Genomic DNA, 19,560 nt, shown 5'->3' on the forward strand with positions numbered 1-19,560 from the left:
CCGGCGAACCGCCACGTCGCTATCGACGTTCCGCGGCCCTCACGGTCTTTACCCTCGAGACCGACTCCTGTACCGATGCGAGCCGCAGCCTTCACCGATCTGATCGGCCCGGACGGCGTGAGCGTGATCGACCAGCCGGAGCCCGACCCCGGTCCGGACGAAGCGATCGTCGACGTCGAAGCGAGCGCGATCAACAGACACGACCTGTGGATTCTCGAGGGCGACTCGGCGATGGTCGACGCGGCCGATCTCCCGTTCGTCACGGGGCTGGACGTCGCGGGCGTCGTCGAGGACGTGGGCGACGGCGTCAGGAACGTCGAACCGGGCGACAGGATCGTGCTCTGCCCGAACGAGACCTGTGGCTCCTGTCGATTCTGCAGCGAGGGTCCCGAAAACACGTGCGAGCGGTTCTCGCTGTACCACGGCGGGCTAGCGGAGCGGGCTCGAGTGGAGGCCGATCGACTCGTCGTCTTGCCGGACGGTGTCGATGCGACCGCGGCCGCCGCGCTACCGACGGCGTACATGACCGCCTATCACATGCTCCGACGGGCCGACGTCGGGCCGGGCGATCTCGTCTTCGTTCCCGGTGCGACGGGCGGAGTGGGCGTCGCGACCGTCCAACTCGCCGATATCCTCGGCGCGCGAACGATCGGTACCTCGTCGTCGGAGACGAAACTCGACCGCGTCGCGGAACTCGGCCTCGATCACGCGATACAGGCGACGAACGTCGACGTCATCCGGCAGGAACTGGCGGACATCGGCGACCCCGACGCGGTCATCAACCACCTCGGGGGCGAGTACACGAAACTCGGCCAGCACGTACTGGCCCGCGGCGGAACGATGGTGATCTGCGGCCGCACGGCCGGCAACGAGTCGACCATCGACGTGACGAACCTCTTCCTCGGACACAAGCGCATCGTCGGCTCGACGATGGGAACCCAGGACGACCTGCGACGACTCGTCGAGTTGACGGCTTCAGGAGAGCTGTCGCCGGAAATCGATCGCACGTTCTCGCTCGAGGAGACAGCCGACGCCTTCGCGACGATGCAGGATCGCGAAAGCATCGGCAAACTGGTCGTCCAACCGTAGTTCAGCACCCATCTTTCAGAGCGTTTCGGCTGCCCGGCCACCCACCGCCGGGTGGGAATGAAAGGGGCTTCCGCTCTGGACGAACCCGGGCGACGTAAGCACGCGACCGACGGGAGCGCGCGCAGCGAGCCCCGGGAGTCCAGAGCGGAAGGGGCTTTCAGGGTGTTCGCGTCCGCGTTCACGCAATCGGTATCAGTTCACATCCCCTCTAGTACTAGCCGGAACGCGCTGGCCGGAGCTATTTCCGCCGCCCCGATGTCGACCGTCTATGACCGATATCGCCATCACCGGCGCGTCAGGACGGGTCGGGAGGGAGGCTATCGAGGCGTTCTCCGACGCAAATCTCACGCTCTTTTCGCACAGCGAGAGCGAGGATCTGGACACGACGCCGATAGACGTCGCGGACCGCGAGACGTTCGTCGACGCTCTCGAGGGCCAGGACGTCCTGATTCACCTTGCGGCCAACCCGAACCCGCGGGCGGAGTGGGACGAGCTCTCGGGACCGAACGTCGACGGGGCGTACAACGCGTTCGAGGCCGCAGCGGAGAACGACCTCGAGCGAGTCGTCTTCGCGAGTTCGAATCACGCGGTGAACATGAAAAACACCGTCTCGCCCATCCGGCCGGAGTCGACGGTCGGCAAGCCCGAGATCGTCCGACCCGACGACGAGATGGATCCGGACACCTACTACGGCGTCACCAAGGTCTTCGGGGAGGCGATGGGCCACTACTACGCCAAGCGCCACGGGATCGACGTGGTGAACCTGCGGATCGGCTGGCTGCTCTCGGAAGCCGAACTCGAGCAAGAGGTCGCAGACCGAGACGGCGCGGGCGAACGTTTCGCTCGCGCGATGTGGCTCAGTGACGGCGACTGCCGCCGGGTGATCGAGGCCGCGGCGACGACGAGCCTCGAGTCGAATCCGACGACCGCCCACGGTATCTCGGACAACTCCGAGCGGTTTCTCTCGCTGTCGGAGACGATGCTCGAGTTGGGGTATCGCCCGCAGGACGACTCGGCGAACGTGTTGGGAGAGTGAGGTGACGGCGGACTCGAGGCGAGTGGGCCGTTCGGTGTCCGCCGATTCGCGGACCGTAAGACCGATTAGCGACTGGTCCGTACCGAGACATATGACACGGGTACGCGAGTCGACTGGCTACGGACCGAACACCCAGATGTCCCTGTTCGGGTACATCATGGCGGCAATTCTCGTGATGATCGCGCTCCCGTTGCTGCCGGTGCTCATCCCCGCGTACATCATCTGGCGGGTGTTCTACGCCGACGAACCCGAGCACAGCTTCGAGTCGTGGCGAAAGGAGCGGGGACGACCGCCGAGCAGTTCGTAAGCGGTCAGTACCGTCGCAGTTCTCACGATCTCCGCTGCGATCCGAGAACGGAGGCGAGCGGGACGCTGCTCACACTGGCAACTATGAGGGCCACGCCCTCCCCAACCGATTCGCTCGGTCACTTCGTTCTCTCGCTCATCCACAGGAAGACGCTTCGCGTCTTCCACGCCTTCGCTCACAAGTTTGCGAAGACCTCGCGCAGTGGTATCGCTCCCCCTCGCTATCGCTCGGGCGGAGCGATAGCGTGCGCCACCGTACCGCACGCGGGGCGTCCACCGAGTCTCAGTCGTCCGCGCTCGCGCCAGCTAACGCCGACGGCGGGCCGCCGGGCAGTTCGTCGCGATCGTGTGGGGCCTCGAACGCGAGATCCGGGCCTCGAGCGATGATCCGGTTCGGATTCACGTCGGGGTGGGTCGTGTAGTAGTGTTCTTTGATGTGGTCCATGTTCACCGTCTCTGCAACGCCTGGCGTTTGATAGAGGTCGCGCAAATACGGCCAGAGGTTCTCGTACTCGCGGACGTACTGGACGTTACACATGAAGTGCGTGTGGTAGACGTTGTCGAATCTGACGAGCGTCGTGAACATCGCGATATCGGCTTCCGTCAGCCGATCACCGGCGAGATACCGCTGGTCCGCCAGCACGTCGTCCCAGTGGTCGAGCGCGGCGAACAGATCGTCGACCGCGTCGTCGTAGGGTCCCTGTTTCGTCGCGAAACCCGCCCGGTAGACGCCGTTGTTGATCGGCTCGTAGATCTCGTCGATAATTCGGTCCACATCGTCCTGCAAGTCCGCCGGGTAGAGATCGACGTCTCGGTCGGCGACCTCCCCGAACTCGGTGTCGAGCATCCGCATGATCTCCTTCGACTCGTTGTTGACGATCGTGCCCTCCTGGGTGTCCCAGAGGACGGGCACCGAGACGCGGCCGGTGACATCCGAATCGGCCTCGACGTACAGCTCTCGCAGGTAGTCGGCGTCGAGGACGGGATCGCGCGTACACCCCTCTTTGTCCGGGGTAAACTGCCAGCCGTCTTCGTCGCGATAGGGGTCGACGACCGAGACGGAGATGGCGTCCTCGAGCCCTTTCAGCGCTCGCACCACGAGCGTTCGGTGCGCCCACGGGCAGGCGTAGGAGACGTAGAGGTGGTACCGGCCCGCTTCGGGCTGGAACCGGGCGTCCGGATCGTCGCGGATCCGGTCGCGAAACGTCGTCTCCTGGCGTTCGAACGAGCCGTCGTCGTCGGTGTACTCCCCAGCGTCCGTTCGCCACTCGCCGTCGACGAGCATGTTCATACGCGTGGTACGGCTCGAAGGTACAAAGCGTCTCGCTGACATCTGTGTTACCACCAGGAAAGGTCACTGCCGGCGGTCAGCTCACGGCAGTCGCGACCCAGTAGCTCACGCCGATAGCGACGAGGAGCGCGCCCTCGAGTCGCGTTACGCGTCTGCCGGTCGCGAGCAGCCCCGTCGCGACGGCGGTCAGGGCGACCAGCCAGACGACGCCGGGAAAGACGGCGGGATCGACGGTCATCGGGCGCACGACCGCCGCGAGTCCCAACACGCCGAGGCAGTTGAACACGTTCGAGCCGATGATGTTGCCCGCCGCGATGGCGACCCCGCCCCGTCGGGTCGCAACGACCGACGTGACGAGTTCCGGTAGCGACGTTCCGCCGGCGACGATCGTCACGCCGACGAGCCACGGCGAGATCCCGAGCGAGAGCGCGATGGTCGTCGCCGAGGTGACCAGGACGCGACCGCCGACGACGACGAGTGCGAGGCCGACGAGCAGGCGAACGCTCTCGCGACCGAACCGTACGGGATCGTCGGCTGTTGCGGTCTCGTCGGTGACGGGGCCGTTCTCGTCCGCCGTCCCGCCGATCGCTTCGATCTCGGGACTCTCGATCGCCTCGATTTCCTCGATCTCCCCATCCTCCTCGATTGCCGCCCCACCGTCCGAACTATCGGCCTCCGTGCTCGAGTCCGTACCCGACGACCGACGGATCGCCACCCCGAGCGTCACGAGATAGCCGAGCAAGAGGACGAGGAGGAGCGCACCCTCGAGTCGCGACACGGACTGATCCGCCAGTACGAGCGCGGCGACGACGGTCGCACCGGCCATCACGAGCGCGTCGCGCCGGAGCAGCGTCGTCGTGACCCGGAACGGGGCGAGGACGGCGACGAGCCCGAGGATCACACCCAGGTTGAACACGTTCGAACCGACGACGTTCCCGACCGCGACGTCGCTCTGACCCTCGAGCGCCGCGGTCGTCGAAACGGCAATCTCCGGCGCGGAGGTGCCGAAGGCGACGACGGTGAGACCGACGACGAGCGGCGAGATCCCGACCGATTCGGCGAGCTTCGAGGCGGCCGCGACGAGCCACGCGGCACCGAGCCAGAGGGCAGCCGTACCGACGACCAACAGTGCGACGCTCTCGAGAACTCCCATCAGTTCCTCCCTCTCCCGGAACCGACAAAAGCACCGGGTCAACTCGATGGCGGCGGTCTGCGGTTCGCCGACGGACGGGCCGGCTCCGCCACCCGGTGGCTTCGGTTCGGATCACGCCGTCTGCGGTCTATCGTTCCTCGAGGAGAGACAGGCATTTATGCGGCTGCAATCCTCACTCGAGGTATATGGCAGACGACGGGGGCCGGCACCGACAGAGTCGCCTGTTCACGGACGACGACGGTTCGTTCGACGCCGAACGCGCTCGAGACGAGTCGCTCCCGGTCGAGGGCGGCGAACTGATCGATACCGACGAACTCGCCGACCACCAGCGCTACGTCGAGGGGCGGGGGATCTACGACGAGCGCAATCGGGTCAACGACCTCACGGGCAAGGAGTGGAAGTACGCGACGAAGTCGGTGATCGCGGAGAGCTACCCGCCGGACGTCCAACACGACCTGCGCAGCGAACACGGCGGCCAGAAGCCGCCGCGGCTCTGTGCCGACCTGATCGATCGGTTCAGCAAGGCCGGCGACACCGTCCTCGACCCGTTCGCTGGCGTCGGCGGCACCCTGCTGGGCGCGAGTTTCTGCGAACACGAGGGGACGGGACTGCGCGAAGCGATCGGCTTCGAGCGCACCGAACGCTGGATCGAGATCTACGAGACGGTCCTCGAGCGCGAGAACGAGGCGCGACGGAGTCGCGGCGAGCCGCCGCTTTCCGAACAGGACGTGCGCCACGGCGACTGTGGGGAGTTAATCGAAGCGGTTCCGGAGGACTCGGTCGACCTGCTCCTGACCGACGTTCCCTACTGGCACATGGACGAACTCGAGCAGACGCGAAACGAGCGCGCGACCCGGGAGAGCAAACTCGGCGCGTTCGATGTCGGTGACGACGCTGCGACCGACTCGACGGACGCGGTCGCCGACGCTGAACGCGACGGCACGCCGGCCGACGAATCGGACACGCAGACCAAAGCCGAGTGGCTGGCCGACATGGCCGCGAAGTTCGACCGCTTCGCCGACGCTGTCGCCCCCGACGGCCACCTGGTCGTCTTCATCGGCGACATGTATCGCGAGCAGTCCTACGAGTTCCTCTCGGCGGATCTCGCTCGAGCGATCGAGTCGACCGCGCCGGTGACGCTCGCGGCGAACCTCATCTGGTACGACCCGACGAAGGATCTCCACGTCTACGGCTATCCGTTCTCGTTCGTCCCGTCGATGGTGCACCAGAACGTCCTCGTCTTTCGGCCGGACGATTGACATTCTCGCGAGCTGACCCGTGTCATTCGGGCGTCTGACGCGGTTTTATTGGCTCTCGAAACCATTGGTTCAACTGGCGCGCTCTGGCGGAAATCGCTCCCCATCCCACTCCAACCCACCCCATCCGCGCGCCAGCATTCCTCCCCTCTCGCTTTCGTAAGGACGATCGACCACTCCAGAGACGGCTGTCTCCGCGACGAAGCCCGTCAGGCGCTCGCCGGCAACAGCGCCGACCGAACGTCGTCCGCCCGATCGGTTTCGGTGATGATCGCGACCTCGTCGCCGCTCGCGAGCTCCGTTCCGGGCAACGGAATCGTCAGCGACTCGCGTTCGCGACCGTGCGCGTAGATTCGCGCGTCTGCGGGTAAGTCGAGTTCGCTGATCCGCTTGCCGACGGCCGGGGAGTCCTCGGTGATCTCGAGGACGGTCAGTTGGAGGTTCGCGGCGAGGTCCGCGACGACGTTGAAGTCGCCGCCGAGCATGGCCGTCTTCGCTCCCGCCGCGCCGAGTCGCTCGGGGTAGACGATCTCGTCGACGTCGGCGGCGTACCGCTCGTAGATCTCCTCGCGGTAGTCCTCGTCGATCCGCAAGACGGTGCGACAGCCGTGGTGTTCGCCCACCATACAGGCCGCGAAGTTGACGTTGAGATCCGGCGTGAACGCGCCGATGGCGTCGGCGGTATCGATCCCCGCGTCGATCAGGACGTCCTCGTCGGCACCGCTTCCCTGCGTCGTCTCGAACCCGTCGCCTTCCGCGCGCTCGATACGATCGGGATCGTTGTCCACGATTATCGCTTCGTGACCTTCGTCGCTCAGAATGCGTGCCGTTCGCGAACCGACCCGTCCGTAACCCACGATGACGAATCTCATGGTACAGTAGTACACGCCCCGAGGTGAAATACGTTGGCTCGAGGACGGGAAGACCGAACGCAAGCACCGTGTTGTCCGTAATCGCGCCCGTCAGTCATCGCTCGTCGACGCCGACTCGACGACGACCACCCGTAGATCGTTCAGATTCGTACCGGTCGCGCCGGTTCGGATCAGTTCGCCCCGCTCGGCCAGATACGGCGAGACGTCGTTGTGTCGTAACGCCGCTCGAGCGGTCGCTCGCTCGTCGACGGTCGTCTCGTCGACGAGCGCCCCCGCGGCGTCGGTCGCGCCGTCGATCCCGTCCGTGTCGACGGCTGCAACGGTGATCCCGCCAGTGAGTTCGATCGCTGCACTCGTCGCGAACTCCTGGTTCGGCCCGCCACTCCCGTCGCCGGTGACCGTCACGGTGGTCTCGCCGCCCGAGAGGAGGACGGCCGGCGGCGACAGCGGGACTCCCGTGGCCAGCACCTCTTCCGCAACGGCGACGTGAGTCGTGGCCGCTTCGCGAGCCTCCCCGCGGACGCGCGAGGAGAGGACGAGCGGTTCGTAGCCGCGGTCGACGGCGACGTCGCGGGCCGCCTCGAGCACCGTCATTCCGTCGGCGACGACGTGCGTCGAGACGGCGTCGAAGGCGGGATCCTCCTCCCCCGGCGTCTCCGGAATATCGCCACCGTCGCCGCGCTCGAGCCGATCGGCGACCGCTCCCGGAACGTCGATTTCGTACCGCTCGAGCACCGCGATCGCGTCCGCGTACGTCGATCCGTCGGGGACCGTCGGTCCGCTCGCGATCACGCTCGGATCGTTGCCGACGACGTCGCTCAGGAGCAACGAGACGACGGTCGCGGGGGCTGCGCGACGAGCCAGTTGGCCCCCTTTCAGCGCCGAGCAGTGTTTTCGGACCGCGTTGATCTCGCGGATGTCCGCACCGCTCTCGAGCAGCGCGGTGGTGACCGTTCGAAGATCCTCGAGCGAGACGTCTCCCGCGGGCGCGGGCATAAGTGCGCTTCCGCCGCCGGTGATCGCCGCCAGCACGAGCGTTCGTTCGCCCGCGGCGTCGGCGGCCGCGAGCAGTTCGCGCGTGCTCTCGACGCCGCGCTCGCTCGGCACCGGGTGGTCGCCCTCGAGCACCGCGATGCGGTCGGTCTCGACCGGATCGTCGGTGACGACGACGCCGCCGTCGATCCGATCGCCGAGGACGTCCTCGAGCGCTACAGCGACGTGTGCGGCGGCGTTCCCGCCGCCGAGCACGGTGATCTCGTCGTACTGGGTGAGGTCGTACTGTGCGAGATCGTCCGTCCCGTCAGCGACGCGAAGGCGATCGCGTCCCTCGAGCGAGACGCTCTCGCGGATCACTTGCCGCGGATGGCCGGCCGCGATTCCCGCTTCGACACAGTCGAGAGCGAGGTCGCGAGCGTCGGTCGTCGCCAGCCGGTTTCGGTCCTGGATCACGGGCGATCACCAGGCGAACGGTCCGATGGCCGTCGCAGCAAACGGTCCGGTAACCGTCGCCGTGGTCGGTCGTCGATGTGGCGCGGTGCGATAGCCGAATCGCCGGCGAACGGCTCGTATACCGTCTCCTCCATAGTCAGGCGTTTCTCCCGGAGCCGATAAAGCTGATCCCGATCCGGTCCTCTCGAGCCTTCGTCGGAAGCCCGACCGGGAGTCGTCGAACGCGGTTACCGCGGAATCATTGCACGAACGTGTCTATTAGCTATCGACTTTCGGACGGGAAGCTTTAACTAATCGCTCTTGTTATGCTCGATCGTCCAATATGGGGGCTTCCGATACACTCGCGGCCTACTTCGGATTCGACGAACACGAGACAGACTATCGAACTGAGACGCTCGCCGGCGTGACGACCTTTCTGGCGATGGCCTATATCATCGTGGTCAATCCCGCGATTCTGGCCGAAGCCATCACGATCGACGGCTACACCGACGCCCAGACGCGGGACGTGATCGCGATCGCGACGATCCTCGCCTCCGTCCTGGCGATCGGCGTGATGGCGTTCTGGGCGAATCGCCCGTTCGGACTCGCCCCCGGGATGGGGCTCAACGCCTTCTTCGCGTTCACCGTCGTGATCATCCTCGGCGTGCCGTGGGAACTCGCCCTCGCCGCCGTCTTCGTCGAGGGGATCATCTTCATCGCACTGACGGCCGTCGGGGCCCGTAAGTACATCATCGAACTGTTCCCCGAACCCGTCAAGTTCGCCGTCGGGGCCGGTATCGGTGTCTTCCTGCTCTTTCTGGGACTCCAGGAGATGGAGGTCGTCGTCGGCTACGACGCGACGCTGCTGACGCTCGGGAACGTCCTCGAGAGCCCCGTCGCGGCGCTCTCGCTCACCGGTCTCGCGCTCACCTTCTTCCTCTACGCCCGGGGCACCCGCGGCTCGATCATCATCGGGATTCTCACGACCGCGGTCGCCGGCTGGCTGCTGACGCTCCTCGACGTCGTCTCTCCCGGCTCGCTGGTGCCGGAACCCGCCTACGATCAGGCGACGAACGACGGGCTTCTCAGCATGCTGCTCTCCGTCGAGTACGACATCACGCCGCTGATTTCGGGCTTCGTCGACGGACTCGGAATGATGGCCGACGATCCGCTCGTCTTCGCGCTCGTCGTCTTCACGTTCTTCTTCGTCGACTTCTTCGACACCGCGGGGACGCTCATCGGCGTCTCCCAGATCGGTGGCTTCCTCGACGACGAGGGTGACCTCCCCGAGATCGAGCGCCCGCTGATGGCCGACGCGGTCGGGACGACGTTCGGCGCGATGATCGGGACGTCGACGGTGACGACCTACATCGAGTCCTCGACGGGTATCGAGGAGGGCGGCCGAACCGGCTTCACCGCACTGATCGTCGGCGTGCTCTTCCTGGCGGCGCTGCTGTTCGTGCCGCTCATGCGAGCGATTCCGCAGTACGCGACGTACATCGCGCTCGTCGTCGTCGGGATCATCATGCTCCAGGGCGTCGCCGACATCGACTGGCAGGATCCCGTCTGGGCCATCTCCGCCGGTCTGACGATCACGATCATGCCGCTGACCGCCTCGATCGCGAACGGACTCGCCGCGGGGATCATCAGCTACCCGCTCATCAAGGCGGCTATCGGTGAGGCACGCGACGTCAGCCCCGGTCAGTGGGTACTCGCCATCCTGTTCGTCGGCTACTTCGCGATCTACTTCGCCGTCGAAGCCGGCCAGATCACGTTCTGATCGGCTCGCGCCGTTGCTTTCTGCCCGTTCGTCTTCGATTCCGGCAATTCGACACCCGACCAGTGGTCTCTTAGGGCTCAGTCGACTATCCGTATCCATATGGCCGACATTACGATGTACGAACTTCCCGGCTGTCCGTACTGTGCGAAAGTCCGCACGAAACTCGACGACCTCGAACTCGAGTACGACATCATCGAAGTCCCCCGGTCACACGGCGAACGGACCGAAGTCGAGAAAGTCAGCGGCCAGACCGGCGTTCCCGTCATCACCGACGAGGCAAACGGCGTCGAGGGAATGCCGGAGAGCGACGATATCGTCGAGTACCTCGAAGAAACGTACGCCTGAATCCTCCCTACCGTTCGATCGTTCGAATCGGGTTCCGGTCTTGTGTCGACTCGTGAGCAACGGCTCGCGCGTCGTCTCGAAGCCGCCCATCGAACTCGGACCGCGTCGCAAAAACCGATTCAGGCCGCCTCTTCGCGTTCGGCGCGCTCCCGGATGACCTTCCGGAGCTCCGCGGCGTCGCGAAGCTCCTCGAGTTCGTCGCGTTCGACCAGCGCGGTGCCGTCGACGGATTCCTGTTTCGCCCGATCGACGACGTAGACGGACTGCGTGTGGGTGACGTGGCCGATGGAGCTCATGATCCGAGCCCGTTTCTCGGCGGCTTTCGTAAACTCGGAGTGGCCCGTGAGCACGACCTCTTCGTCGTCGTCCTCGTCGTCGCGGCTGACGGCTTTGAACGGCGAGCGTAGCGTCGGGTGGACGCTGTAGCCGGCCCGGGTGAGGACGGCGACGACCTGTTCGTCGTCCGGATCGGCGTCGGGGTCGTCCGGCGTCGAGTCGCTCTCGTGGACCTCGTCGGCGCCGTCGAGCACGTCGACGGGGCTCGTCAGCGGCGCGTCGAACAGTTCTTGCAGGGTCATCGCGACCTCGACGGAGGCGTTCATCCCGTCTTCGTACTTCGAGACGGTTCGCCGGGAGACGCCGAGTTCGGTCGCGAGTTGGCCGAGACTCCACTCTCTGTCCTGGCGTTCGTCGGCGAGTAAGTCGCCGTCGATGTTGACGTAGAGGCCGCCGGGTGCGGCGTAGATCAGCGGCGGAACCTCCTCGATAAACAGGTTGTACGCGGTATCGGGACTGAGGACGGGGACGCCGTGGCGGAAGTAGGTCACGTCGGGTTTGAGATCCTCGTCGCGACTTCGGAGACCGATGACCAGCGGCGTCGCCCGAAGGTAGGTCCCCAGACGACGCATCTCGTGGCCCGTGGCCTCGTTGAACGCGTCGATGTTGCCGAGGATCTTGACCAGAATGAGGTCTTCACCCCGGCGTGCGGCGATATCGAAACTCTTCGGTCGGATCGCACACCGGTCGCTCACCACGAATCCCGCGTCCTCGAGCATCGCGGTTACGTTGCCGACCAGTGCGGAGCGGGACATACGGGGATGTAAGCGATTCCTCGTATAAGACGTTTTCCCCGGGACATCCGGGTGCCGTGTCGCGGTTCGGATACGTACCGGCAGTATACTTTTATACTGGGTATCGGCCCCGCCGGTGATAGGTCGCTTCCGTTGATCGGTTCGATCTATTTCGAGCGGGCGACTCGAGGAACCATCCCGAAAGCGGTTACTCGCTCCCGTCCCAACTCCGGGCGATGACCGTCGTCGGCCTCGACGATACCGACTCCCGCGAGCGCGGGATGTGCACGACCTACGTCGCCGCTCAGATCGCAGCGCGACTGCGCCGACAGGGAGCGACGGTTTCGAGACTGCTGCTCGTTCGGCTCAACCCCGCCGTGCCCTACAAGACGCGGGGCAACGCCGCGCTCGCGGTACACACCGACGCCGATCCCGATCGGGCGTTCTCGATCGCTCGAGGCCGCCTCGAGTCGCTCTCGGAGACGGCCGACGAGCGCACCAATCCGGGGCTCGTCGTGGCCGAAGGCGGGATCGAGGACGTTTCGGACGACGTGAGCGCGTTTTCCCGTCGAGCGATCCGCGAACACCTCGAGATTGCAGAGGCGGCGACAGTGGTCGAGCGCCACGGCTACCGCTCGTGGCACGCGGGCGACGGACGCGGGCGGATCGGCGCGCTGGCCGCGATCGGCAGCCGGCGGGCGCTCTCGGAGTGGACGTACGAACACATCTCCTACAGAGACTCGAGCAGATGGGGAACCCCACGCGACGTCGACCGCGAGAGCGTCTTCGACGCGGCCGACTGTGGCTACCCCGACGTCTGGGACACCGTGGACCGCGGCGAGAACGAGACCGTCTGCGTGCCCCATACCCCCGGCCCGATCCTGTACGGCATCCGGGGTGACGACCCCGGCACCGTTCGCGATGTCGCCGGGATGATCGAGAGCGAACCCGCGGCCTCGAGCCAGCTGTTCGTGACCAATCAGGGGACGGACGTCCACCTGCGAGAGGGGGACCTCGAATCGGTCGCGGACGGCCGGGCATATCGCGTCGACGGACGGGTCGCGAGCGAGCCCGAAACGCGTCGCGGGGGGCACGTCTTCTTCGATCTGGCGGCTGGGTCGGCCGACGCCTCTCGGCTCGAGTGTGCCGCCTTCGAACCCACGAAACGGTTCCGTGACCGCGTGCGAGCGCTACGGGTCGGCGATCGGCTCACCGCCTGCGGCGAGGTGTCGCGGGGAACGCTCAAACTCGAGAAGTTCGCGGTCCGCGAGCTGGTGACGACCGAGCGCGTGACGCCGACCTGTCCCGACTGCGAGCGAACGATGAAAAGTGCGGGGCGGAATCAGGGCTATCGCTGTCGGGACTGTGGGACCAACAGGGACGAAAAAGTCGAACGAGGACTCGAGCGCGACCTCGAGACGGGCTGGTACGAAGTGCCCCCGTGCGCACGGAGGCATATCTCGAAGCCGCTGGTCCGCGGCGGGTTCGATGCGCCGACCCACCCCGAGCGCTAACCCGTTCGTTGGCGGATTGGGTTCGTCATCGCGTTCTCGCCCCGACCGAATAACTCGATCAGATCCGCTTCTTGAGCGATCCGTAGACGGGGTACAGCGAGTTGTAGACGGGATACGGAATGTTACGCGCGACGCCGCGGATGACCTTGCGGTGTGTCGCTTCGGTGGCTGACTCCGTGATCGAGTCGATATCGACGGTTTCCAGCCACTGGAAGAATTCGGTCGCGCTATCGACCGGGAACTCCCGATCGTAGCGAACGTGGTCCTGAATGTCCCGCCAGTGGAAGACGGTGTGATCGTCCATCACGAACGTTCGCCGTTCGAAGCCCTCGCGAACCTCGTGGAACGTCCGCTCGTCCATCTCGTAGCCGAATCGGTTGGGATCGAGCCCCGCGAGGACCATCCCGACCATCGTCCGGTAGCACTTCTCGCACTCGTTGCAGTTGCCGCCGCGGTCCGCGTGCACGCAGGTTCGTATCGGGAACGTCTCCGCTTCGGTCTCGGCGTAGTCGGCGATGAGTTCGACCTTCTTCTGTCTGCTCAGTACGTAGCCGTCGTGGTTACCGCTCGTGTACGTCCAGCGGACGTTGTCGTCGATGCTGGGGTGTGATCCCCAGGGCTGGTCGAACTCGTCGGTGTGGCTCGAGGCGATGTGGATCGTCCCCAATCCGAGCGCGTGCGACAGGGGGGCACAGAGCGCGACGAGGCCGATGCCGTGGCCGACGGAGCTGTACCACGCGCCGTCGACGTAGCGCTTGTAGTGGGCCTGCAACATCGGCATGTCCAGACAGGAGAGCATGTTCGAACGGACGTTCTGCACGTCGAGGCCGCGATCCGCCGCGAACGTGTCGATATGCGTCATGGCTCCTTCCCACCGATCGTCCTGTTCAACGCCGACGACCCAGCCCTGAATGCTGATCAGGGTCGGCGTCTCCTCGCGTTGTCGCACGTAGCTCGCGACCGAGTCGATACCGCCGCTGAACAGCAGTCCGCTGTCGTCGAACTCGTCCGGCGAGCGGTCGGCTCGCGTGTCGACGACCTCGCCGACGCGAATCTCGCCGCCCTCGATGAACGACGGATACATCCGCCCCAACACCTCGCGGACTTCCTCGAGCGACTGGAGGAAGGTCTCGTCGACCGCCGACACCTCCACGTCGACGCCGTTAGCCCACGCGACCGGGCAGACGTGTGCGAGTGCGGGGATCGTCGCGATCTCCGTCGGCAGGCCCTCGAGATCGACGTCGTACTCCACGCGAAACGGCTCGCCGCTGAAGAACCGTCGCAGGTGACGCGGCGGGGTGATCTCGCACTCGATCGTCGAGCCCTCGACCGTGGGATCGTGTACGACGAGGCTCATCGGTGGCTCTGTCGTCGACTGTGCTCTGTGGCTCGCGACTGAATCGATCTCTCTGGTACAGGTATTGTCATTACAACCGCCGTCGAATGTCCAGTCTCGCTATACGCACTAAGTTAGCGGCGAACTACGCAATGTATTGATACGGACTACATATTACTGAGGAAACAGGACGAACAGGACGATCCGTTTCGCCGGGTATTGCGATCGGTTAGGCCCGTTGGCGCGTGTCGGTGATATCTCACTGCACCGAGATTCCGCGACGAACGAGAAACTCGCTGGCCGCTTTGATCTCGACGGGGCTGCCGATGATCCGACACCGATCCTCGCCGTCGGCGACGATGGTCACGGTAAACTCGTCGTCCAGCGGCGGCTCGAGGCCCTCGAGGACCGCTCGAGGGAGCACGATCTGGGTGCTATCGCGCAGCCGCGCCGCGTTTGACATCGTGTGAACGGTGCGTCGCGCGTCGTTTATTTGTGTCGAAGTCGTCGCCGTCGGTGCCGGAATCCGGTGGTAGTACCGCGTGTCGTTCGTGGTGTCCGTAGATACCATCCCGTTCGATGCGTCTCACCGACGAGAACGGTCACCAGTGTTCGTCCCGAAACTGGACCGGAGCGTCTCGCTCACCGCTCGCGCCGGCTCTTCAGGGCCGCCATCGTCGCTGCCGTCGATCCATAAGGCCCTCATATCGTCGCTTTCGGACAGTGAAACTGTCGAGTGAAACCGTTGCACCGTCCTAAGCGTCCGGGTAGTTATGAGTGATACCGACGGCTCGAGAGTCATGGTCGAACTGCTCGCGAAATCGCTGACGAAGAAGTCCGTCGTCGGTGTCGACGGCGTCGACTTCGGAACCGTTCACAACCTCACGCTGAACACGACGTCCGGGAAGCTCAACGATCTCGTCGTCGACCCATCTGCGCGGATCAAGTCCCGGTCGCTCGACTTCGAAACCGACGAGAACGGTCGGCTGCTCGTCCCCGTCGATCGGATTCGAGTCGTGAAAGATACCATCGTCGTCGACTACTGATCGAAGCGGATCGGCTCGGAGTTCCCAACGCCCGCCCTCGAGCGGCGATGTCGCATCGGCTGATCGCCGGTCCGAAGAGAACCGTCACGTCGGCCGCCAGTCCGCCAGAAGAGCGGCGACTACACGGCGAAGGCGGTGTGCGACGATCGAGCGCACGACGGCGCCGCCGCCACCGCACTGCGGAGGGGTCGAAAGTGTTTTTCGGCACGGGCGGTTGGGTACAGACAAATGGGGCTCGAGGAGGAGATCGAGAAGATCGAAGACGAAATCGCCAACACGCCCTACAACAAGTCGACGGAGGCCCACATCGGCCGGCTGAAGTCCAAACTCGCGGAGAAAAAGGAGAAGCTCCAGAATCAGAGCTCGGCCGGCGGCGGCACCGGCTACTCCGTCGAGAAACACGGCGACGCGACCGTCGCGCTGGTTGGCTTCCCGAGCGTCGGCAAGTCCTCGCTGTTGAACTCGCTGACCAACGCCGAGAGCGAGACGGGCTCCTACGAGTTCACGACGCTGGACGTCAACCCCGGCATGCTCCAGCACCGCGGGGCGAACATCCAGATGCTGGACGTGCCCGGACTGATCGAGGGCGCAGCGACGGGGAAGGGTGACGGCCAGCAGGTGCTGGCGGTCGTCCGGAACGCCGACCTGATCATCTTTACCCTCTCGGTGTTCGAGATCGAGCAGTACGATCGGCTGCAGGAAGAGCTGTACGACATCAACATCCGCGTCGATCAGGAACCGCCGCGGGTGACGGTCCGTCCGAAGATCAAAGACGGCATCAAGATCACCTCGAGCACCGAGCAGGACTTAGACGAGAAGACGATCTCGGACGTGTTGCGCGATCAGGGCTACGTGAACGCGGACCTCAACCTCCAGGAGAACGTCGACATCGATCGACTGGTCGACGGCCTGATGGAAAACCGGGAGTACATCCCGTCGATCACCTGCGTGAACAAGGTCGACCTGATCGAACCCTCCTACAAGGAAACCGTGGACGAGCAACTCCGCGAGCGCGACTTAGATCCCGAGGAGGTGACGTTCATCAGCGCCGAGGAGGAGAAGGGACTGGACGTCCTCAAAGATCGGATCTGGGACAACCTCGGACTCATTCGGGTTTACATGGAGAAACCCGGGCGCGGCATCGACTGGGAGGAGCCGCTCGTCATCGAAGAGGGCGCCACAGTCGAAGAGGCCATCGACAAACTCGGCGGCGAGATGGAAGAGCGGTTCCGCTTCGCTCGCGTGACGGGGCCCAGCGCGACTCACGACCAGCAACAGGTCGGCAAGGACCACGTGCTCGAGGACGAGGACGTGCTGAAACTGATTCTGCGGCGATAGCCTCCGCGGTGTCGAGACGGTCCAGACGTAGCGGTGGTTTCGTCCGATGGTAGTGTGGACTCGAGCGACTGTCCACTCGATCGTTCAGTCTCTCAGGAATTCATTAGCAAGACGAGTGTACCGTTCCGATCGACTAGCGTTATTCGCCAGCACGATGGCTCGTCTACTATGTCCGAATTCGGTGCACTGTCGCTGGTTCCGCCGCTGCTCGCGATCGTCCTCGCGATCGTGACCCGGCGGCCGATGCTCTCGCTGTTCCTCGGCGTCTGGTCGGGGGCCGTCATCTACACCGAGAGCCTCGGTATCGCACAGACGTTCGACTGGATCGTCGGCGCGATCATCGCCGACGAGGGCTTTCACGTCCAGATCCTGCTGTTTACGATCCTGCTCGGCTCGGGCGTCGCGCTCATCTGGCGCCTCGGCGGCGCGACTGCGGTCCGTAACTGGGCGACGGCTCGACTCGAGACCCAGCGGACCGTCGGGTTGACGACGTGGGTGCTTGGGCTGCTCATGTTCTTCGACGACTACGCGAACACCGCGATCGTGGGGAGTACGATGCGCGAGATCTCGGACCAGTTCCGCATCTCCCGCGAGAAGCTCTCCTACATCGTCGACTCGACGGCCGCGCCCGTGGCGACGATCGGACTCTCGAGTTGGGTCGCCTTCCAGCTCTCGCTGATCGCCGCCGGCTACGACGACCTCGGCGTCGAGGAGGAGGCGCCGACGGCGTTCGAGACGTTCGTCTGGTCGATTCCGTACAACACCTACTCGCTGCTCGCGATCGCGATGGTCGGCATCGTCGTCTACACCCGCCGGGACTTCGGCGAGATGCTCGACGCGGAACACCGCGCGTGGACGACCGGGAAGGTCAGCCGCGAGGACGCCCAGCCGCTACAGGAAGTCGAGAAGGACCTCGGCGAACCGATCGACGACCGGCCGATGCTGCGGACGTTCTTCGCCCCCGTCGTCGTCCTCATCGCCGTCACGCTGGCCGGCGCGCTCTGGACCGGCTACGACGGGTGGACCGCCGAGCAGGCCGAGGAGGGGGCGCCGACGGCGGTCGGCGCTGCCGCGGGCGAGGACGGTTGGCTCCAGGTGCTCGTCGATATCGTCGGCGCGGGGGACTTTGCGGGTGCACTGGTCTGGGGCTCGTTCGCCATGGTCGCGACCGCGATCGCGATCGGCGTCGCCTACGACCTCTTCGATCTCGGCGACGGCGTCGACACCGTCATCGACGGCTTCCGGCTCATGGTGACCGCGGTCACGATCCTCGTCCTCGCGTGGGCGATCAGCGACGTCGCGTCGGCGCTCGAGACGGGCGACTACGTCGCGGGCGCCGTCGGGGATGCGATTCCGATCGCGCTGTTCCCGATCGCGATCCTCCTCGTGGCGGCCTTCATCGCGTTCACGATGGGATCGTCGTGGGCGACGATGGGGATCGTGACGCCGCTCGCGATCGAACTCGCGTACAGCCTGACCGGATCGTTCGACCTCATGCCGGTCGTCGTCGGCGCCGTCTTTTCGGGGGCGATCTTCGGCGACCACACCTCGCCGATCTCCGACACCTCCGTGCTGTCGTCGACGTTCACCGGGGCCGACCTGATCGACCACGTGCGCACGCAGATCTACTACGCCTCGACCGTCATGGTCGTCGTGATCGTCTGCTACCTGCTCTACGGCTATCTCGACGTCTCGCCCGTCTTCTTCCTCCCGCTGGGGGTCGCACTCCTCTACGCGCTCGTCCGCGGGCTGTCCGAACTCGACGGCGCGCGCAAGGGACTCGATCCGATCGCGTCGCGAACGGACGCAGAGCGCACCGACGGCGACCGCGGGGGCGAGTAGACCGCCGGCTTCGCCACGCTTTTTGATCCCGCAGGCGTCGTGTCGCGTATGGACGGAACGCTCGACCACACGATGATTCGCGTCGAGGATCTCGAGGAATCCCTCGACTGGTATCAGACGCACCTGGAGTACGAGGAGAAAGACCGCTACGAGGGCGACGGCTTCACCATCGTCTACCTCGGGCCCGAGGAGATGCACGAGGAGGGCGCGATGCTCGAGCTCACCCACAACGAGGGTGCGGACCTCGAACTGGGCGACGCCTGGGGGCACGTTGCGGTTCGCGTGCCCGAAGGCGAACTCGAGGAACACTACGAACAGCTGATGGACGGGGGCGTCGAGGACTACCGCGATCCCGAGAGCTGCGGCGGCCGCTACGCGTTCGTCAAAGACCCCGACGGCCACGAGATCGAGATCGTCCAGCGCGATCAAGGGGCGACGTGGTCGCTCGACCACACCATGATCCGCGTCGAGGACGCCGACGAGGCCCTCGGCTTCTGGACCCGGAAGTTCGAGTACGACGAGGTCGGTCGCTGGGAGTCCGACTCGTTCGCGAACTACTTCGTCGAGCCGTCGGACGCCGCCGAGGAGGCGATGTCCGTCGAACTGACGTACAACTACGACGGGCGAAGCTACGAGATGGGCGACGCCTGGGGCCACCTCTGCGTTCGGATGGACGACCTCGAGGAGGACTGGGACCAGTTGCTCGAGCGGGAGGCCGAGGACTACCGGGACCCCGAGAGCAACGACAACATGTACGCCTTCACGAAGGATCCAGACGGCCACGAGATCGAACTGATCGAGCGCGACCTCGAGGCCGACTCGCTGTTCCCGTTCTGAGCGGCGACGCGTTCGGAAGGA

The 19,560-nt window shown here is 65.2% G+C and carries 18 protein-coding genes; 11 read left to right on the forward strand and 7 right to left on the reverse strand.

The features are described 5' to 3' along the window. Window positions 1-75: 75 nt before the first annotated feature. The 3 genes from BLT08_RS03785 (at window position 76) to BLT08_RS03795 (ending at window position 2,432) form a co-directional block, all read left to right on the forward strand. Window positions 76-1,089 (forward strand): alcohol dehydrogenase catalytic domain-containing protein, encoded by a 1,014-nt coding sequence (locus BLT08_RS03785; protein ID WP_090303434.1) that lies wholly within the window; start codon window positions 76-78, stop codon window positions 1,087-1,089. 268 nt (window positions 1,090-1,357) lie between these two features. Next, the gene (locus BLT08_RS03790; protein ID WP_090303435.1) at window positions 1,358-2,125 is read left to right on the forward strand and encodes an NAD-dependent epimerase/dehydratase family protein; all 768 of its coding nucleotides are present in this window, start codon (window positions 1,358-1,360) and stop codon (window positions 2,123-2,125) included. Window positions 2,126-2,216: 91 nt separating this feature from the next. Further along, the gene (locus tag BLT08_RS03795; protein ID WP_090303436.1) at window positions 2,217-2,432 is read left to right on the forward strand and encodes a DUF7535 family protein; all 216 of its coding nucleotides are present in this window, start codon (window positions 2,217-2,219) and stop codon (window positions 2,430-2,432) included. A gap of 282 nt (window positions 2,433-2,714) precedes the next feature. Here the strand turns inward: BLT08_RS03795 and BLT08_RS03800 are convergent, their stop codons facing one another. Continuing rightward, window positions 2,715-3,722 carry a glutathione S-transferase family protein gene (locus BLT08_RS03800; protein WP_090303437.1) on the reverse strand — a complete coding sequence of 336 codons (1,008 nt, stop codon included), beginning with the start codon at window positions 3,720-3,722 and terminating at the stop codon, window positions 2,715-2,717. Between the two features lie 76 nt (window positions 3,723-3,798). Further along, on the reverse strand, window positions 3,799-4,875 hold the full coding sequence (locus BLT08_RS03805) for a calcium/sodium antiporter (RefSeq protein ID WP_090303438.1): 1,077 nt from the start codon (window positions 4,873-4,875) through the stop codon (window positions 3,799-3,801). Between the two features lie 185 nt (window positions 4,876-5,060). On the opposite strand from BLT08_RS03805, the gene BLT08_RS03810 reads away from it, so the two are divergent. Continuing rightward, window positions 5,061-6,134 (forward strand): DNA methyltransferase, encoded by a 1,074-nt coding sequence (locus BLT08_RS03810; RefSeq protein ID WP_090303439.1) that lies wholly within the window; start codon window positions 5,061-5,063, stop codon window positions 6,132-6,134. A gap of 206 nt (window positions 6,135-6,340) precedes the next feature. On the opposite strand, the gene BLT08_RS03815 is transcribed toward BLT08_RS03810, so the two are convergent. Further along, complete coding sequence (locus BLT08_RS03815) at window positions 6,341-7,003, reverse strand: potassium channel family protein (RefSeq protein ID WP_090303440.1); 663 nt, start codon at window positions 7,001-7,003, stop codon at window positions 6,341-6,343. A gap of 90 nt (window positions 7,004-7,093) precedes the next feature. Continuing rightward, window positions 7,094-8,452: a glycerate kinase type-2 family protein gene (locus BLT08_RS03820; protein ID WP_090303441.1), complete on the reverse strand. Its 1,359-nt coding sequence runs from the start codon at window positions 8,450-8,452 to the stop codon at window positions 7,094-7,096. Between the two features lie 322 nt (window positions 8,453-8,774). Between BLT08_RS03820 and BLT08_RS03825 the strand changes: the two genes are divergently transcribed. After that, complete coding sequence (locus BLT08_RS03825) at window positions 8,775-10,211, forward strand: NCS2 family permease (RefSeq protein ID WP_090303442.1); 1,437 nt, start codon at window positions 8,775-8,777, stop codon at window positions 10,209-10,211. Window positions 10,212-10,310: 99 nt separating this feature from the next. Then, window positions 10,311-10,556: a glutaredoxin family protein gene (locus BLT08_RS03830; RefSeq protein ID WP_090303443.1), complete on the forward strand. Its 246-nt coding sequence runs from the start codon at window positions 10,311-10,313 to the stop codon at window positions 10,554-10,556. 119 nt (window positions 10,557-10,675) lie between these two features. Here BLT08_RS03830 and BLT08_RS03835 read toward each other — a convergent pair whose 3' ends face one another. Continuing rightward, window positions 10,676-11,647 carry a transcriptional regulator gene (locus BLT08_RS03835; RefSeq protein WP_090303444.1) on the reverse strand — a complete coding sequence of 324 codons (972 nt, stop codon included), beginning with the start codon at window positions 11,645-11,647 and terminating at the stop codon, window positions 10,676-10,678. A 215-nt stretch (window positions 11,648-11,862) separates the two neighbouring features. Here BLT08_RS03835 and BLT08_RS03840 point away from each other — a divergent pair, with 215 nt between their 5' ends. Then, window positions 11,863-13,140, forward strand: coding sequence for a tRNA(Ile)(2)-agmatinylcytidine synthase (locus BLT08_RS03840; protein WP_090303445.1), 1,278 nt, complete (start codon window positions 11,863-11,865; stop codon window positions 13,138-13,140). A 58-nt stretch (window positions 13,141-13,198) separates the two neighbouring features. Here the strand turns inward: BLT08_RS03840 and BLT08_RS03845 are convergent, their stop codons facing one another. Continuing rightward, on the reverse strand, window positions 13,199-14,497 hold the full coding sequence (locus BLT08_RS03845; RefSeq protein ID WP_090303446.1) for a hypothetical protein: 1,299 nt from the start codon (window positions 14,495-14,497) through the stop codon (window positions 13,199-13,201). Window positions 14,498-14,735: 238 nt separating this feature from the next. Continuing rightward, window positions 14,736-14,939: a VNG_1110C family protein gene (locus BLT08_RS03850; protein WP_090303927.1), complete on the reverse strand. Its 204-nt coding sequence runs from the start codon at window positions 14,937-14,939 to the stop codon at window positions 14,736-14,738. A gap of 310 nt (window positions 14,940-15,249) precedes the next feature. On the opposite strand from BLT08_RS03850, the gene BLT08_RS03855 reads away from it, so the two are divergent. The 4 genes from BLT08_RS03855 to BLT08_RS03870 all read left to right on the forward strand — a co-directional run bounded on the left by BLT08_RS03855 (window position 15,250) and on the right by BLT08_RS03870 (window position 19,539). Continuing rightward, window positions 15,250-15,522: a PRC-barrel domain-containing protein gene (locus BLT08_RS03855; RefSeq protein ID WP_245724140.1), complete on the forward strand. Its 273-nt coding sequence runs from the start codon at window positions 15,250-15,252 to the stop codon at window positions 15,520-15,522. A 228-nt stretch (window positions 15,523-15,750) separates the two neighbouring features. Continuing rightward, window positions 15,751-16,860 carry an OBG GTPase family GTP-binding protein gene (locus BLT08_RS03860; RefSeq protein ID WP_090303448.1) on the forward strand — a complete coding sequence of 370 codons (1,110 nt, stop codon included), beginning with the start codon at window positions 15,751-15,753 and terminating at the stop codon, window positions 16,858-16,860. 168 nt (window positions 16,861-17,028) lie between these two features. After that, window positions 17,029-18,702, forward strand: coding sequence for a Na+/H+ antiporter NhaC family protein (locus BLT08_RS03865; RefSeq protein WP_090303449.1), 1,674 nt, complete (start codon window positions 17,029-17,031; stop codon window positions 18,700-18,702). A gap of 48 nt (window positions 18,703-18,750) precedes the next feature. After that, window positions 18,751-19,539: a VOC family protein gene (locus tag BLT08_RS03870; protein WP_090303450.1), complete on the forward strand. Its 789-nt coding sequence runs from the start codon at window positions 18,751-18,753 to the stop codon at window positions 19,537-19,539. The last annotated feature ends 21 nt before the right edge of the window (window positions 19,540-19,560 follow it).

This window comes from Natronorubrum texcoconense (assembly GCF_900100335.1).
GTDB classification, from domain to species: domain Archaea; phylum Halobacteriota; class Halobacteria; order Halobacteriales; family Natrialbaceae; genus Natronorubrum; species Natronorubrum texcoconense.